Genomic DNA, 14,677 nt, shown 5'->3' with positions numbered 1-14,677 from the left:
CTTCCCGCGTGCGGCCTGGCTGGCGGCGTCCCGCCGCGCGCTCACCGCGGCGCCCAGTGAGGCGTTCGGTTACGGGCCGCCGCGGCTCGGCGCGCCGCGCGACCCGGGTGCCGGAGCCCTGCCGCGCGCTGAGCCACCCCTCGGCGACCAGCTCGGCGTAGGCGTCGGCGACGGTGTTGCGGGCGATGCCGAGATCCGCGGCGAGCGAGCGGGAGGAGGGCAGTCGGGTGCCCGGCACGAGCCGCCCGGTACGGACGGCGTCGCGCAGGGCGCGCATCAGGGACGCGCGGACGCCTTGGCCGCCGGCGAGGTCGAGGTGCAGGTCGCGGCCGAAAGTGGCCCACGGATCGTCCATGTGAAGGGACGATATGGGAAGGACCGCAGCGGGTCGTGCCGGGACCTGGCCTATGTGGCGCATCCGCCGGGGGAAGGGGCGGCGGAGCTGATCGGCCCCTGTTGATGGAGAGCACCCCAGCGGTCATCCCTGGGTCGACGACGGTGTCCCCCACGCGGTGGACCAGCCCCCTCCGGGCAGTCGATGCCGGCGGACAGGACGGGCTGCGATCTTCGATATGCGTCACGCGAACGGCGCTTGGCGAATCGAAGGAGTACCGGTGCCCCTCCCCCGCCCCGAAGCCCCCCTGCGAGCGGGCGCCCTGCGCGCCGCCCGGGATACCGGCCGCGCTCCCGTCGCCGGCGTGCCCCGCTGGGCGCGCATCGCCGCGCACGCCGTGCCCTTCGCGATCCTGCCCTCGGGGCTGTGGCGTATGGGAGTGATGCTGGCTGTTCCGGGCTTCGGCACCGCCGAAGCGCGCGTTCACGGTGCCGGGCTCGATCTGTATCTGATTCTGCTCTTCGTGATCTCCGAGGCGCTCGGGCTGCTCACCCTGGGGCTGGTCCAGCCGTGGGGTGAGGTGGTGCCGCGCTGGATACCGATGCTGGGCGGACGCCGCGTCCCCCCGCTCGCCGCGGTGGTCCCGGCCACATTGGGCGCACTCGCCTCCACCGGGGTCGTGTATTACTTCTTCCTCTCCATCCTCATCGCCGGATTTCCACCCGGGCACACGGCCGTCGAAGAGGCGGTCCTGACGGTCTGCTACGTGCCGCTGCTCGCCTGGGGGCCGCTTCTGGGAGCGGTGACGTACGCCTATCACCGCCGGCGCGCGGACGGACGAAACCCGCTCCCGCCCACTCCCGCTCCCTGAACCGTCCCGCATGTCCGGTCGGCAGGCAGCGGCACCTGACGCCTGCGACAGGTGCCGGTCGCGGCCGAAGTGGCCCACGATTTGCCCATACGAATGGACCACACCTATGCGCCAATGCGGGCGTAGCGTCGCTGCCATGACCACGAACGGAAACCCGCAGGAGACACACCACCACCCACGCGTCGCCATCGCGCCCAACGCGCCCGAGGTCTACCGGGCGATGGTCGCGCTCGACGCGGCGGCCAAGAAGGGGCTGGACCCGGCGCTGGTCCACCTGGTGAAGATCCGGGCCTCGCAGATCAACCACTGCGCCTTCTGCATCGACATGCACATCAAGGAGGCCCGCAAGGAGGGGGAGACGGAGGAGCGCGTTTATCTCCTCAATGCCTGGGAGGAGGCCGCCGGGCACTACACCGCGAAGGAGCAGGCCGCCCTCGCCCTGACGGAGGCCGTCACCGTCCTCACGGACGGCTTCGTGCCGGACGCGGTGTACGAGCGGGCTGCCGGTCAGTTCGAGGAGGCGGAACTCGCGCAGCTCATCGCCCTGATCACGACCATCAACGCGTGGAACCGCTTCGGCGTGACCACCCGTATGACGCCGGGGCAGGTGTGATGTCGACCGCCACCGGTTCCGCCCGGCTCGCCTTCTACAAGCTCGCCCCCGGTGTCTACCAGCCCCTGCTGAACGCGCACGTCGCCGCGAAGAAGGGCTTGGGCGACCCCGTCCTGGCAGAACTCGTCCTGATCCGCGCGTCGCAGATCAACCACTGCGCGTTCTGTCTCGACATGCACGTCAAGGATGCGCAGAAGGCCGGGGTGTCCGAGGAGCGCATCCACCTTCTCAACGCCTGGGAGGAGGCCGCCGGGCACTACACCGCTAAGGAGCAGGCCGCCCTCGCCCTGACGGAAGCCGTCACCGTCCTCACCGAAGGCTTCGTACCGGACGCCGTGTACGAGCGCGCCGCCGCGCACTTCGACGAGCGTGAACTCGCCCACCTCATCGCCTTGATCACCACCATCAACATGTGGAACCGCATCAACGTCGCGATCCGGCAGCCCATCGGCGGTCAGTCATGACCGCGGCGGCGCTGCGCGCCCTGCACCGCGGCCGGGCGGCGGGCGATCCGCTCGTGCTGCCCGGTCCGTGGGACGCGGAGAGCGCGCGGATCTTCGCGGCGGCGGGGTTTCCGGCCCTGGCCACGCCGAGCGCGGGGATCGCGGCGGCGCTGGGGTACGCGGACGGCAGCACGCCGGCGGACGAGATGTTCGCGGCGGTCGCGCGGATCGTACGGGCCGTGGACGTGCCGGTGACGGCGGATCTGGAGGCCGGGTACGGGCTGCCCGCCAAGGAGCTGGTGGAGCGGATCGCCGCCACCGGGGCGGTGGGCTGCAACATCGAGGACAGTGATCACCACACGGGGACGCTGACGGATGCCGGGCGGCAGGCGGACCGGCTGGCGGAGATCCGGGCCGCGGCCGGGGACGGGCTGGTGATCAACGCTCGTATCGACGTGTTCCTGCCCGGCCGGAGCGACTCCGGCGGTACGGACCTTGCGGCGCAGGTGGAGGAGGCGGTGCGGCGCGGGCTGCGGTACGCCGACGCCGGGGCCGACTGCGTCTACCCGATCCTCGCGCCGCCGGAGGTCCTGCGGGAACTCGCGGACCGGATCGGGCTGCCGGTCAATGCCATTGCCGTACCGGGCGGCCCGTCCCCGCGCGAGCTGGGCGCGGCGGGCGCGTCCCGGGTCACCTTCGGGGGCGGGCTGCACCGGCGGGCGATGGCGACGGTGCGGGACGTGGCGGAGGAGATCCGTACGGCCTGAGCCACTGCCGAACCGAATCTGGCGTGCCCTGGCCGGGCCGAACCGAACCTGACCGGGCTTGGCCGGGCCGAGCCGTACCAGCACGGCCCGGCCCGGCAGGTGTCACTTCGCTTCCTGCTGAGCCGCGACGATCTTGGCCAGGGCCGCGGTGATGTCGGCCTCGGACGCCTCCTTGGTGATGCCGAGGCCGCTCAGCACGCCCTCGCCGTCCTCCAGTTCCAGCAGCGCGAGCAGGATGTGCTCGGTGCCGACGTAGTTGTGGCCCAGGCGCAGGGCCTCCCGGAAGGTGAGCTCCAGCGCCTTCTTCGCCTGCGCGTCGAACGGGATCAGCTCGGGCATGCCCTCGGCCGTCCCGGCCGGCAGCGCCTCGGTCACGCGTTGCCGTACGGAGTCCAGCGTCACGCCCTGCGCCACGATGGCCCGGGCCGCGAGGCCCTCCGGCTGGGCCAGCAGCCCGAGCACCAGGTGCAGGGTGCCGATCTCGGTGTTGTGGGCGGTGCGGGCCTCGTTCTGCGACGTCACCACCACGTTGCGGGCGCGGTCGGTGTAGCGGCTGAACCCCTGGCTGGGGTCGAGGTCCGACGCCTCGCCGGGCGCCTTGGGCACGAACCGCTTCTGGGCCGCCTGCTTGGTGACGCCCATGCTCTTGCCGATCTCCGTCCAGGAGGCGCCGGAGCGGCGGGCCTGGTCCACGAAGTGGCCGATCAGGTGGTCGGCGACATCGCCGAGGTGGTCGGCGGCGAGTACCGCGTCGGTGAGCTGGTCCAGCGCGTCGGTGTGGACCTTCTTGATGGCCTCGATCAGGTCGTCGAGGCGGACCGGATGGGTGCTGCGGATGGGTTCCGTCATGCGTCAACCGTAGGTTGACGCACCTCGACCGTCAACCCCCAGTTGACGATCTCTGGTATTAGTAGAGCAGCTGCTCTACTATTGCGGCGATGCGTACCGTCAATCCCGAAGAGCACGCCCGCAAGCGGGCCCACATCCTGGCCGCCGCGGCAGGCGAGTTCGCCGCACACGGCGTCGACGGCACCTCCACCGCGCGCATCTGCCGGGCCGCCGGGATCGGCTCCGGCACGCTCTTCCACTACTTCGCGACCAAGCGCGACATCTTCCACGCGCTGTTCGGCGACGACGTACCGCGCAACGCCGAAGCCTGCGCCCGAGCGCTCGCCGCGGACCGCCCGGACGACGGCCTCGACCTCCTGCTGGACCACCTGCTCGCCGACCTCGCCGACCCGCTGGTCCCGGGCCTCGCCGCCGCGGCCGTCTTCCAGGCCAACCGGGACGAGGAGTTCGCCCGGATGGTCCTCACCGACAGCGCGCAGATCCGGGCCGCGCTGGTCACCCTGACCGAACGGCTCGCAGCGGAAGGGCGCCCCCTCGTCTTCCCTTCCGAACGGGTCGCCGGCTGGATCCAGAGCCTGATCGACGGCGCCTACCTGACGGCCGGCGATCCGGACTTCGACCCCGCGGCGCACACCGCCGAACTGCGGCAGGTCGTCGCCTGGCTGACCGGCCGGGAAGGTGCCGGAGCGCCCGCCCCATCGCACCGCTCACCCCATCCGCCCCGCACCTGAGGGAGAACCGGCCAGATGTCCTCCGACAACCCGGCGCCCAAGGCCCCGCATACGGACCTGACCAAGGCGCCGCCCACGCCCCAGTTCCCGCCCTCGCCCTCGTCCGACCGGACCGCCGTCGGCCCCACCACCGGCGAACGCGCCCTGCTGTGGGCCGGGTTCCCCGTACTGGGCGCGGTGGTGCTGTGGCTGCTCAGCAGGGCCGCGGACTGGGTGGCATCGCTGCCCTGGGCGCCGCTGCAAGGACCGTTCAAGCTGATCTCGTCCGTACCCGAACCGCAGGTGTCGATCGGGGCCGCTGTCGCGGGCATCCTGCTCGGCCTGGCGATCGCGTTCTTCGCCGAGTCGGAGTACGTGACCGCCGTCATCGACCCCGAGCAGGCCCTCCTGACCGTGGACCACGTCTCCCGCACGGTGCCGCGCCCGGCAACGGCCGCGGTCTTCAAGGACGGCAAGTGCCTGGTCGTGCTCGGCCATGACACCACCGAGCTGGCCCGGGTGCGCGGCGACTTCGATACGGAACGGTTCGCGGCGGCGTTCGAGCGGCACGGCTACCCGTGGCGGCCGGACGGCGACCCGTACGCCGCCGACTTCCGCCGCTGGGTGACGGCCCAGCCCGACTTGCCCGCCGCCGCCCATGCCCTCCTCAAAGCCCGTGCGCACGCGCTGAAGAAGGACCACAAGAAGGACGCCGAGCAGCTGCGGACCGAGCTGGCCGCGCTGGGCATCGTCGTACGGGAGGGGAAGGACAAGGCGCAGCATTGGCGCCGGGTGGGGGCCGCTTCCGACGGTACGGAGGGCACCGGCGCCTGACGCCCCCGGCCCCGCGGGGCCCCTCAGTCGGTACCCGGCGTCTTGGCCGTGCTGACGGCGATCCGGTTCCAGGTGTTGATCGCGAACGTCAGGGTGAGCAGACCCGCGAGTTCCGTGTCGTCGAAGTGCTCGGCGGCGCGGGCGTGGACCTCGTCCGGAACTCCCTGGTCGGCGAGCCGGGTGACCGCCTCCGTCAGCGCGAGCGCCGCCCGTTCCCGCTCCGTGAAGAACCCGCGCGCCTCGCGCCACACGGCGACCATGTGCAGCCGCTCCTCGCTCTCCCCGCGCTTGCGGGCGTCGGTGGTGTGCATGTGGAGGCAGTACGCGCAGTTGTTGAGCTGCGAGGCGCGGATCTGCACCAGCTCCACGAGGGACGGGTCCAGGTGCTCGCGGGCAGCGCTGTCGAAGGCGAGCAGGGCCTTGAACGCCTTGGGCGCGGTACGGGCGAAGTCGAGGCGGGGGGCGGGGGAATGTCCGGTGCCGGAGGTGGGGGAATTTGCGGTGCCGGTGGTCTGCGTCGTGTTCGTCATGTCCTCGAATCTAGGCAGCCGGGCGACCCGTTGTAGGGTGCACTTTCATGGGGGAATCATGGGTCAATTCGGCGGCGGTCCTGGGCTCGGACCTGCATCTGGAGCTGGGCGGGCCGGGCAGCCGGCGGGCCGCGCTCATACGGGCGCTGCGTGAGGCCGTACGTACGGGACGGCTCGCACCCGGTACGAAGCTGCCGCCGTACCGCTCGCTCGCCGCGGACCTGGGCATCGCCCGCAACACCGTCGCCGACGCCTACGCCGAACTGGTCGCCGAGGGCTGGCTCAGCGCGCGCCAGGGCTCCGGCACCCGCGTGGCCCAGCGCGCCGAACCGCTGCGCCCCGCCCACTCCCCCGCGCCCCGGCCGCCGGCCGCACGCCCCGTACACAACCTGCTCCAGGGCCAGCCGGACGCCGCCTCGTTCCCCCGTACGGCGTGGCTCACCTCGGCCCGCCGCGCGCTGACCGCGGCCCCGAACGACGCGTTCGGCCCCGGCGACCCACGCGGCCGTCCCGAACTGCGGCGCGCGCTTACCGACTACCTGGCGCGCGCCCGTGGCGTACGTACGGACCCCGAACGCATCGTGATCTGCTCGGGCTTCGCGCACGCGCTACGTCTGCTGTTCGGCGGCCCGGCGAGTGGCGGACATCCGGTCCTCGGCGGGCCGCTGGCCGTCGAGGAGTACGGGTTGGAGTTCCACCGGTCGTTGCTGGAGGCCGCGGCGGTGCGCACAGTGCCACTGCCGGTAGATGAACGCGGCGCATGCACCGACCAGTTGAGCGCTCTCCCCAATGTACGAGCCGCCCTCCTCACCCCCGCCCACCAATTCCCCCTCGGCGCACCTCTGCACCCCGACCGCCGCGCCGCCGCCATCAACTGGGCGCGCAGCACCGGCAGTCCGGTTCTCGAAGACGACTACGACGGCGAGTTCAGATATGACCGTCAGCCCGTCGGAAGTCTCCAGGGGCTCGACCCCGACCACGTCGTCCACCTCGGTTCGGTGAGCAAGAGCCTGTCCCCCGCGCTGCGGCTGGGCTGGATGGTGCTGCCCGAGCACCTGGTGGAGCCGGTGCTGGCGGCCAAAGGGGAGCGGGAAGCGTGGGCCAGTGCCACGGACCAGCTCACCCTGGCGGACTTCATCGAGTGCGGCGCGTACGACCGTCACGTACGCAGCATGCGGTTGCGCTATCGGCGGCGGCGCGACCGACTGGTGGACGCGGTGGCGGCGAGCGCGCCGCACATCGCGGTCAGCGGCATCGCGGCCGGACTGCACGCCGTACTCGAACTGCCCGCGCAGGACGGCGAGCAGGACGGTGAGCGGGGCGAGGAGGCCGCGCTGCGGGCGGCGCGCTGGCAGGGCCTGGCCCTGGACGGCCTGACCGCGTACCGCCATCCGGAGGCCACCGGTCCCGCCCGCCACGGCCTGGTCGTCGGCTACGCCACTCCGCCGGAGCATGCCTTCGGCACGGCGCTGGAGGCACTGTGCCGGGCGCTGCCGGGGCGGCGGGGATAGCGCGGCCTTTACTGGCTGCGCTCCCTGGCGGGCCTGGAGAAGATACTGACGGGCTCTGCCATGCGCTTCTCAAACTGTTTATGCCCAGTATCGGCCGCGTGTTCCCGCATCCAAGTGTTCGCCTGCATAGGGGCGTCCCAGACGGAAGAACGGGCACCGCAGACCGCACCGTCGATTTCGGTGACGCATTCGGCGACATGTTTCCGGATGCCGGAGATCTGGATCTCCAGGCGCGTCGGCAGGGCGGCGCCACCGCCACCGCCACCGCCGGCATCGGCGGTGCGCACAAGAAGTACGCCGTCACGTCCGCATGAGCACATCAGACGGTTGGGGTGTTCGGACAAGGCCGACTCCTCTCTGTAGTGATTTCACTACCGGGGAGAGTCAGGGTGCTCTACAGTCGGGGTCAGTTCAACTTACGCCTATTGAACGACCAGTTGGGTGGTGGCTGTTGAACCGCAACGAATTGGATCCTGATCGATCGCCGAAGGCACGATTCGGCGTGCGCCTGCGGACATTGCGGGATGAGCACGGGTGGACACAAGAAGAGCTGGCGGAGCGCTTGGGGTACTCCGGTACGCACATCTCCGCGGTCGAAAATGGTCGCCGCCCTCCAACTTCTCGCTTCGCAACAAGGGCGGACAGGGTTTTGGGGACTGGCGGACGACTCGAACGCCAGGGGAGATCATTGCGTCAACCCGCAGTGCTGGATGGGTTTCCCGAGTACGTGGAACGTGAGTCTCAAGCAGCTGAAATCCGGCTCTACGAGGTAGGCGTCATCCCTGGCCTTCTCCAGACACCGGAGTACGCGACCGTTCTCGCAGAGAGCCATGTGAAGCGAGGAGCGAGCACGGCCGAACAGGCCAACGAGCGAGTGGCAGTCGTTGCGCGGCGGCAAGCCGCGCTGGTCCGGACACCTCCACCGCAAGTCTTTGTGGTGCTGGACGAAAGCTGTATTCGCCGCCCCATCGGTGACCCCGACGTCATGGACGCCCAGTGGGATCGCCTAGTCGAGTTTGCTGAGGCGCCGAACACAGTGCTCCAGATCGCCCCGTTCGCCATGGGCGCACGCCGTCCGTTCGACCTGCCGCTCTACATCCTCACACTGCCGGATCGCAAGCTCACGTCGTACGCAGAATCAACCCAACGCGGCTACCTCGAACGGGACATGACCTCCGTGCTTCCCCTGCTGGCGGCCTACCATCAACTGCAGGCTGAATCGCTCTCCCAAGCGTCATCCACGGCCATGCTCGAACAGCTGCGAAAGGGCACCCCGTGACCACCGAACCCCTCCACTGGTTCAAGTCCTCCTACAGCAACAACGGCGGCGCTTGCATAGAGGTCGCCACGAACCTCGTCAGCTCACACGGCGTGATCCCCGTACGCGACTCAAAGAACCCGCACGGCCCGGTCCTGACACTGACTCCCGCCGCCTGGACCGAACTGATCAAGTTCGCCCGACAGGCCGCCGTCTGACCACAGCCGACGGGCCACGGCCCCGCCACTCCCCACCGGAGCGGCGGGGCTCAGCAGCGACGAAAGGACTCTTCCGTGACCACCGAATCCCCCCGTTGGTTCAAGTCCTCGTACAGCAGCAACGGCGGCCAGTGCATAGAGATCGCCACCAACCTCGCCACCACACACGGCGTCATTCCCGTCCGCGACTCAAAGAACCCGCACGGCCCAACCCTGACCCTCACCCCCGCCGCCTGGGCGGACCTGGTCGAGTTCGCCCGGCACGCCGCCATCTGACCTCAGCGGCCGGCCCCGGCCCCGCCGCTCCCACGCCGAAGCAGCGGGGCCCAGGGCTCACGCGAACTTCCGGCTGATCCCGTCGAAGACCCGCTTCGCCTCCACCCCCAGATGCGGCCCCGCCAGCCACGTGTGGCCCAGCGAACCGATGGAGCTGTTGGAGACCAGGTACGTGCGGCCTCCCCGGTTGGTGAACCAGCCGCCGCCGGACGTGCCGCCGGTCATCGTGCAGCCGATGCGGTGCATGGCGGGGGTGCCGGGGGCCATCGTGAGGCGGCCGGGGCGGGAGGGGCAGTTCATCATGCGGGCGCCGTCGTAGGGGGGTGCGGCCGGGTAGCCGAAGGCCTGGAGGCCGTTGATGTGGTCGGCGGTGGGGGCGCCGAACCAGACCGGCAGTGCCGCGCCGACGGTCTCCTGGAGCGACTTGCCGCCGCCCCGTTCGGGCCGGACGTGGAGTACGGCGAAGTCGTACGCGGAACCGGCGTTGCCGGACTTGGTGCTGCCCATGTCGATCCACTCGCCGGACGTGGTGACCCAGTTCGCCCACCACACCCCGTACGGCGCGACCTCCTGCGCCGGGGCCCGGCCGACCTGGCTCATCGGCAGGCCCTGGTCGTTGTAGGACGGCACGAAGACGATGTTGCGCATCCAGCCGCCGCTCTTGCCGGTGTGCACGCAGTGGCCGGCGGTCCATACGAGGTTGGACTTGCCGGGGTGCGCCGGGTCCTCGACCACGGTGCCGGAGCAGACCATCGGGCCCTGCGGGCTGTCGAACATGATCTTGCCGATGGGGGCCATGTGCTGGTGGTACGGGCGCGCCACCTGCTGGGCCTGTACCGGGCGCGGTTCGGGATCGGTGCCGCCGTCGGCCGTGCCGGCGCTCTGGGCGGTGACGTCCGGGGTGGTCTTCGCCTCGGCCATCCGGGACGGGTTCCACAGGTCCTTGATGATCGGGTTGGCGAACTCGGACGCCTTGCGGGACCACCGGTCCCAGTCCTTCCAGCCGCCCTTCTCCCACTTCTTGATGTCGTCCAGGCCGGACGGCAGGTCGGGGCCGCCGGAGTCCTGGCCCGCCTCGCCCTTCTTGTCACCGGCCGCGGCCGAACTCCCGGGCGCGGCGGCGGCCTCGTCGTCGCCGGGGCCGCAGGCGGTGGCGGCGGTGAGCAGCGTGACCACCGCGGCGGCGGCCGCGGCGGTACGGCGTATGGCAGGCATGGAGCGGATTCCCCCTGGTGCGTCCGGTAAGGCGTCATTGAGCCACCTGCCCCCGGCCGGGGGCGTGTCTACTATGCCTGTGGTGGACGCAGGTTCAGCGGCGAGGGGTTGCGCTGACCACGAGGGATGCGAGCGCCGGGGCGCTCGCGAAGGGCGCGGGCGCCGGGGCTCCTCAGCCCGCCAGGCCCGCCTGGTGCGCGAGCAGGGCCGCCTGTACGCGGCTCTCCGTGCCGGTCTTGTCGAGGATGCGCCCGACGTGTGTCTTGACCGTGCCCAGGCCGATCTCCAGCCGGCGGCCGATCTCCAGGTTCGACAGGCCCTCGCCGAGCATCGCCAGCACCTCGCGCTCCCGGTCGGTCAGCGCGGCCAGCCGCTCGTCGGCGCTCCCGGCGCCGAGCCGGCCGCCGCCCTGGAGCATCCGCCGTACGACGTGTCCGGTGACGCCGGGCGACAGGACCGCGTCCCCGGCGGCGGCCGCCCGTACGGCGCTGATCAGCTCCTGCGGCCCCTCGTCCTTGAGCAGGAAGCCGCTGGCGCCCGCCTGGAGGGCGCGGGTGACGTTCTCCTCGTCGCCGAAGGTGGTGAGCATGACGACCTGCGGCTTCGGGTCGAGCCGTACGAGCTGTTCGATGGCGGCGAGGCCGTCCAGGACCGGCATACGGATGTCGATGAGGGCCACGTCGACCGGGTTGCGGGCGGCCAGTTCGACCGCCTCGGCGCCGTTGGCGGCCTCCGCGACGACGTCGATGTCCTCGGCGTGCCGCAGGATGAGCCGGACTCCGTGGCGGATCATTTCCTCGTCGTCTGCGAGCAGGACGCGTACGGCCCCGCCGGGGCGCTCACCGTGGGGATCGCTCATGGGGCAACAGTATCCGGGCGGGGCTGCCGGGCTCCGTTCCGGCTCGGCCGTACCGTCAGCCCTCACTCCGGCCTCATCGACACCCCGAAGCTGTACTCCCCGCCCGGCTCCTCGCGGAGTGAGCCCGGCACGCCGCCCACGCCCTTCAGCAGCGCCTCGGCCATGCCGCGGGTCAGCCGTGCGTCCGGGCGCGGCGCGGGTCCCGGGGGCGCGGCCGGTTCGCGTACGCCGCGCCGCTCGCCGCCCCAGGCCGCGTAACGGGGCAGCGCCACGTCGCCGGTGCCCGGCCCTCCGAAGGCGGCGGTGTCCGCGGCGACGGCCACGCGGGCCCAGGTCTCCGAGCGTTCGGGGACGTACTCGCTGAAGACGGTGAGCCGTACCAGGCCGTTGCCGTCGTCCATGCCGAACGGCAGGGTCCACTCCAGCGCGCCGGGCATGGGCTCCCAATGGGTGCCCGCGCGCAGTTCCCGCTGGTAGACCTCGCGGCACGCGGCCAGCACCGGTTCGAGATATTGGTTCACGTACGCGTACCAGACTTCCACAGCCATGTCGCTCCCCTCGGAGTCCGCGGACTGGCCGCACGGTATCCGGGCCGGGCGCCGGCGGACACCGGTACGCGGCCTTCCCCATCAGGGCGCGGCCGGTACCCAGAACGTCTTGATCTCGGCCAGTACGTCGTTGCGGAAGCAGTAGCGGGTGATCTCCATACGTCCGGCCACGGCATCGTCGCCCGTGTACGGGAAGGTGCATTCCGTGCCGCTCGGCCGGGGCGGCTCGCGACCCGTGGCGGCGGCGCGGGCGAGGCCGCTGTCGAGGGCGGTCGACTGCCGGACCTCGTCCCGGGTCATGCCGACATGGATCTCCTGCTGGGGCAGCGGCTCCTCGCCCGGCCGGGCCTGCTGTACGAAAGCCAGGCCGAACACCAGGGTCGCGCCCACCCCGACCAGCCCGAGGAAGCCGGTCGCCAGGCCGGGCAGGTGCCGCAGGACGCCGGGCAGCGCGCCGGGGTCGCGCCGCTCCTCGGCCGCCAGGGAGGCGGACGAGGTCTCCGGCCGCCCGGCGGCCCCCGCGGACGAGGCCGGGTGCGCGGGCACCACCGCCTCGACCAGGAAGCCGCCCGCCCCGGTCGGGCCAGTCCGCAGCTCGCCGCCGAGCAGGCCCACCCGCTCGCCCAGGCCGGTCAGGCCGCGGCCGGTGCCGAGGCCGGTGGCGGCCTCCGGGCGTGCCGGGGGCGGGCCGTTGCGGACGGTGACCCGTACGTGGTCGGCGGTGTGCTCCACGGCCAGGTCGACGGCCGCGCCGGTCGCGTACCGGTGGACGTTGGTGAGCGATTCGCGGACCACGCGGTGCACGGCGCGCCGTACCCGCGGCTCCAGCGTGTCCAGGTCGGCGCCCTGCCAGCGGACGGCGACGGGGATGCCCGCGGCCCGTGACTCCTCGGCGAGCGCCGCGAGGTCCGCGCGGGTGCCGGTGGCGTCGGTGAGCGCCTCGGTGCCGGTGTCGCGGCCCAGCGGGCCGAGGACGCCGAGGACCGCGCGCAGCTCGTTCATGGCGTCCCGGGTGGCCGCGCGGACCTGCGCGGCCTCCTCCTTCAGCTCGGGCGCCTTGGCGGCGAGGGCCATCTCCAGGCCGCCGCTGTGCAGCGAGATCAGGCTGAGGCGGTGGCCCACCAGGTCGTGCATCTCGGCGGCGATACGGGAGCGCTCCTCGACGCGGGACGCGCTGTCGATCAGCCGGCGGGCCTCCTCCGCGGCGGCCGCGCGCTCCCGCAGGGCCACCACCAGGCGCTCCTGCTGTCCGCGCGAACTGCCGACCAGGCCGGGGATCAGGATGCCGACGCCGCCGACCACGGCACCGCGCGCGAAGCCGAAGAACCAGCCGTCGTAGGCGGTGGCCATGGTGCCGGCGACGGCGACGAGCACGGGGATGGCGGTCGCGGAGAGCAGGACGGCGGTGCGGTGACGCGGGTCGTCCACGCGGCGGATCGCGTCGTAGGCGACGAGCGCGGTCAGCATCCCGGCGACCGGAAGGGTGCCCGCGAGCACGGCGAGGACCAGCAGGACGGTGACGGGGAAGCGCCGCCGGACGGGCAGCAGTACGGCCGCCGCAGCGCACAGACCCACTTTCGTCTCGGCGGGCAGCAGCTCGAAAAAGCCGGGCGATTGCGGCCCGACGAGACCGAGATAGCCGAATGCCACGGCCATTTCGAAGAGGACGGCCATCAGGCGTCTTTTGCGCCGTCGCGGTGGAGCGGCGTACGGCCGGGCCGTCGGCGGCGTGGAGGGCATGCCCTCGATTATCCGGACGCGGGTGCCGTGTGCGGTGGAACCTGAGGAGGAAGCGCGGGCCGGGCGGGTCTGTCCGAAGACAGACCCGCCCGGCCCCGCCCGATTCCCGTGGCTACTTCTTCGGCAGCCACTTCTTCCAGACGTCCGGGTGCTTCTCCACCCAGGCCTTGCCCGCCTCGTCGGCGGACATGCCCTTGGAGGCGATCAGCTCGGAGACCTCGTTCTGGTTTTCCTTCGTCCAGTGGAAGTTCTTCAGGAATGCCGCGGCATCCGAGCCGCCCTTGGCGAACTCCGTGTTGAAGAACTTCTGCAGCGGCGTCGTCGGATAGGCGCAGTCGATGGACTCCGGGTCCTTCGCGCCCTTTTCCGCGCAGGCGTCGGTGTACTCCGGGAGTTTCACCTCCACCATCGGCACCTGGTTGAACAGCCACTGCGGCTCGTACCAGTACGTCAGGAACGGCTTCTTCTGCTTGGCGAACTGCTGGATCTGGGTGATCTGCGCCGCCTCGGAACCCGCGAAGACGACCTCGTAGTCCAGCTTGAGGTTCTTCACCAACGCCTTGTCGTTGGTGACGTAGGACGGCGAGCCGTCCATCAGCTGGCCCTTGCTGCCGCTCTCGGAGGTGCGGAGCTGATCGGCGTACTTGTTGAGGTTCTTCCAGTCGGTGACCTCCGGGTGCTTGTCGGCCCAGTACTTGGGGACCCACCACCCGATGTGGCCGGTGACGCCGTTGCCGCCGCCCGCCGTGATCGTCTTCTTGTCCTTGACGTACCGCTGCTCCTGTTCCGGGTGGCCCCAGTCCTCCAGGATGGCGTCCACCCGGCCCTGGCTGAGCGCGTCCCACGCCGGGATCTCGTCCACCTGGACGGTGTCGACGTGGTACTTCAGCTCGTGTTCGAGCAGGTACTTGGCGACCGCGACGTTGGCCTGCGCGCCGACCCAGGTCTGTACGGACAGGGTCACGGAGCGCTGGCCGCCCGCCGCCTGGAAGGGCGAGCCCTGCTTGGTCATGTCGGCCTTGCCGCAGCCGGAGAGGCCGAGCAGGGTCGCCCCCGCAAGCGCGGCGGCGCCCATCACGCGTATTCGGGTACGGGTCATGG

19 protein-coding genes are annotated in these 14,677 nt (G+C 71.4%); 10 read left to right on the top strand and 9 right to left on the bottom strand.

What is annotated here, in order from left to right; all coding sequences use genetic code 11:
- Positions 1-355: GntR family transcriptional regulator (locus tag IH45_RS0135080; RefSeq protein ID WP_030678217.1), on the bottom strand; the 355-nt coding region annotated here is incomplete at its 3' end.
- Positions 356-614: 259 nt separating this feature from the next.
- On the opposite strand from IH45_RS0135080, the gene IH45_RS0135075 reads away from it, so the two are divergent.
- The 4 genes from IH45_RS0135075 (at position 615) to IH45_RS0135060 (ending at position 3,028) form a co-directional block, all read left to right on the top strand.
- Positions 615-1,205, top strand: coding sequence for a hypothetical protein (locus IH45_RS0135075; protein ID WP_234440790.1), 591 nt, complete (start codon positions 615-617; stop codon positions 1,203-1,205).
- Positions 1,206-1,341: 136 nt separating this feature from the next.
- Positions 1,342-1,818, top strand: coding sequence for a carboxymuconolactone decarboxylase family protein (locus tag IH45_RS0135070; protein ID WP_030678211.1), 477 nt, complete (start codon positions 1,342-1,344; stop codon positions 1,816-1,818).
- A complete protein-coding gene (locus IH45_RS0135065; protein ID WP_030678208.1) occupies positions 1,818-2,282 on the top strand; it encodes a carboxymuconolactone decarboxylase family protein in 465 nt (154 codons plus the stop codon). The genes IH45_RS0135070 and IH45_RS0135065 overlap by 1 nt, the downstream gene beginning before the upstream one ends.
- The gene (locus IH45_RS0135060) at positions 2,279-3,028 is read left to right on the top strand and encodes an isocitrate lyase/PEP mutase family protein (protein WP_030678205.1); all 750 of its coding nucleotides are present in this window, start codon (positions 2,279-2,281) and stop codon (positions 3,026-3,028) included. Before IH45_RS0135065 ends, IH45_RS0135060 begins: the two co-directional genes overlap by 4 nt.
- Before the next feature lie 102 nt (positions 3,029-3,130).
- Here IH45_RS0135060 and IH45_RS0135055 read toward each other — a convergent pair whose 3' ends face one another.
- A complete protein-coding gene (locus IH45_RS0135055; protein ID WP_030678202.1) occupies positions 3,131-3,877 on the bottom strand; it encodes a Clp protease N-terminal domain-containing protein in 747 nt (248 codons plus the stop codon).
- Between the two features lie 89 nt (positions 3,878-3,966).
- On the opposite strand from IH45_RS0135055, the gene IH45_RS0135050 reads away from it, so the two are divergent.
- Positions 3,967-4,608: a TetR/AcrR family transcriptional regulator gene (locus IH45_RS0135050; protein ID WP_030678199.1), complete on the top strand. Its 642-nt coding sequence runs from the start codon at positions 3,967-3,969 to the stop codon at positions 4,606-4,608.
- A 15-nt stretch (positions 4,609-4,623) separates the two neighbouring features.
- Positions 4,624-5,421 (top strand): YqeB family protein, encoded by a 798-nt coding sequence (locus IH45_RS0135045; protein ID WP_199810754.1) that lies wholly within the window; start codon positions 4,624-4,626, stop codon positions 5,419-5,421.
- 23 nt (positions 5,422-5,444) lie between these two features.
- On the opposite strand, the gene IH45_RS0135040 is transcribed toward IH45_RS0135045, so the two are convergent.
- Entirely contained in the window at positions 5,445-5,951 is a 507-nt protein-coding gene (locus tag IH45_RS0135040) for a carboxymuconolactone decarboxylase family protein (protein ID WP_030678193.1), read from the bottom strand.
- 47 nt (positions 5,952-5,998) lie between these two features.
- On the opposite strand from IH45_RS0135040, the gene pdxR reads away from it, so the two are divergent.
- The gene (gene pdxR / locus IH45_RS0135035) at positions 5,999-7,462 is read left to right on the top strand and encodes a MocR-like pyridoxine biosynthesis transcription factor PdxR (RefSeq protein WP_030678191.1); all 1,464 of its coding nucleotides are present in this window, start codon (positions 5,999-6,001) and stop codon (positions 7,460-7,462) included.
- 8 nt (positions 7,463-7,470) lie between these two features.
- Here the strand turns inward: pdxR and IH45_RS1000000147235 are convergent, their stop codons facing one another.
- Complete coding sequence (locus IH45_RS1000000147235; RefSeq protein ID WP_234440789.1) at positions 7,471-7,806, bottom strand: DUF7848 domain-containing protein; 336 nt, start codon at positions 7,804-7,806, stop codon at positions 7,471-7,473.
- Positions 7,807-7,913: 107 nt separating this feature from the next.
- Between IH45_RS1000000147235 and IH45_RS0135025 the strand changes: the two genes are divergently transcribed.
- From IH45_RS0135025 to IH45_RS0135015, 3 genes are all read left to right on the top strand, one after another.
- Positions 7,914-8,741 (top strand): helix-turn-helix domain-containing protein, encoded by an 828-nt coding sequence (locus tag IH45_RS0135025; protein ID WP_078897926.1) that lies wholly within the window; start codon positions 7,914-7,916, stop codon positions 8,739-8,741.
- Positions 8,738-8,938, top strand: a complete 201-nt coding sequence (locus IH45_RS0135020; RefSeq protein WP_030678184.1) for a DUF397 domain-containing protein — start codon at positions 8,738-8,740, stop codon at positions 8,936-8,938. Before IH45_RS0135025 ends, IH45_RS0135020 begins: the two co-directional genes overlap by 4 nt.
- A gap of 75 nt (positions 8,939-9,013) precedes the next feature.
- A complete protein-coding gene (locus IH45_RS0135015; RefSeq protein WP_030678182.1) occupies positions 9,014-9,214 on the top strand; it encodes a DUF397 domain-containing protein in 201 nt (66 codons plus the stop codon).
- Positions 9,215-9,271: 57 nt separating this feature from the next.
- On the opposite strand, the gene IH45_RS0135010 is transcribed toward IH45_RS0135015, so the two are convergent.
- The 5 genes from IH45_RS0135010 to IH45_RS0134990 form a co-directional block, all read right to left on the bottom strand.
- A complete protein-coding gene (locus IH45_RS0135010) occupies positions 9,272-10,429 on the bottom strand; it encodes a trypsin-like serine peptidase (RefSeq protein ID WP_030678179.1) in 1,158 nt (385 codons plus the stop codon).
- 172 nt (positions 10,430-10,601) lie between these two features.
- Complete coding sequence (locus IH45_RS0135005) at positions 10,602-11,288, bottom strand: response regulator (protein WP_030678176.1); 687 nt, start codon at positions 11,286-11,288, stop codon at positions 10,602-10,604.
- A gap of 62 nt (positions 11,289-11,350) precedes the next feature.
- Positions 11,351-11,836: a hypothetical protein gene (locus tag IH45_RS0135000; RefSeq protein ID WP_158813364.1), complete on the bottom strand. Its 486-nt coding sequence runs from the start codon at positions 11,834-11,836 to the stop codon at positions 11,351-11,353.
- Between the two features lie 81 nt (positions 11,837-11,917).
- Positions 11,918-13,576: a sensor histidine kinase gene (locus IH45_RS0134995; RefSeq protein WP_030678170.1), complete on the bottom strand. Its 1,659-nt coding sequence runs from the start codon at positions 13,574-13,576 to the stop codon at positions 11,918-11,920.
- 112 nt (positions 13,577-13,688) lie between these two features.
- Complete coding sequence (locus IH45_RS0134990; protein ID WP_030678167.1) at positions 13,689-14,675, bottom strand: ABC transporter substrate-binding protein; 987 nt, start codon at positions 14,673-14,675, stop codon at positions 13,689-13,691.
- Positions 14,676-14,677 lie beyond the last annotated feature (2 nt).

The organism is Streptomyces rimosus subsp. rimosus, from assembly GCF_000720725.1.
Classification (GTDB): domain Bacteria; phylum Actinomycetota; class Actinomycetes; order Streptomycetales; family Streptomycetaceae; genus Streptomyces; species Streptomyces rimosus_A.
Note: the sequence above shows the minus strand (reverse complement) of the source record. Positions and strands in the feature narration are given on the sequence as shown.

Bases quoted from the DNA above. Each gene is read 5' to 3' on its own strand.
- IH45_RS0135010 (WP_030678179.1), bottom strand. From the start codon at position 10,429: ATGCCTGCCATACGCCGTACCGCCGCGGCCGCCGCCGCGGTGGTCACG.
- IH45_RS0135065 (WP_030678208.1), top strand. From the start codon at position 1,818: ATGTCGACCGCCACCGGTTCCGCCCGGCTCGCCTTCTACAAGCTCGCC.
- IH45_RS0135055 (WP_030678202.1), bottom strand. From the start codon at position 3,877: ATGACGGAACCCATCCGCAGCACCCATCCGGTCCGCCTCGACGACCTG.
- IH45_RS0135060 (WP_030678205.1), top strand. From the start codon at position 2,279: ATGACCGCGGCGGCGCTGCGCGCCCTGCACCGCGGCCGGGCGGCGGGC.
- pdxR (WP_030678191.1), top strand. From the start codon at position 5,999: ATGGGGGAATCATGGGTCAATTCGGCGGCGGTCCTGGGCTCGGACCTG.
- IH45_RS0134995 (WP_030678170.1), bottom strand. From the start codon at position 13,576: ATGCCCTCCACGCCGCCGACGGCCCGGCCGTACGCCGCTCCACCGCGA.
- IH45_RS0135050 (WP_030678199.1), top strand. From the start codon at position 3,967: ATGCGTACCGTCAATCCCGAAGAGCACGCCCGCAAGCGGGCCCACATC.
- IH45_RS0135000 (WP_158813364.1), bottom strand. From the start codon at position 11,836: ATGGCTGTGGAAGTCTGGTACGCGTACGTGAACCAATATCTCGAACCG.
- IH45_RS0135045 (WP_199810754.1), top strand. From the start codon at position 4,624: ATGTCCTCCGACAACCCGGCGCCCAAGGCCCCGCATACGGACCTGACC.
- IH45_RS0135040 (WP_030678193.1), bottom strand. From the start codon at position 5,951: ATGACGAACACGACGCAGACCACCGGCACCGCAAATTCCCCCACCTCC.
- IH45_RS0134990 (WP_030678167.1), bottom strand. From the start codon at position 14,675: ATGACCCGTACCCGAATACGCGTGATGGGCGCCGCCGCGCTTGCGGGG.
- IH45_RS0135070 (WP_030678211.1), top strand. From the start codon at position 1,342: ATGACCACGAACGGAAACCCGCAGGAGACACACCACCACCCACGCGTC.
- IH45_RS0135005 (WP_030678176.1), bottom strand. From the start codon at position 11,288: ATGAGCGATCCCCACGGTGAGCGCCCCGGCGGGGCCGTACGCGTCCTG.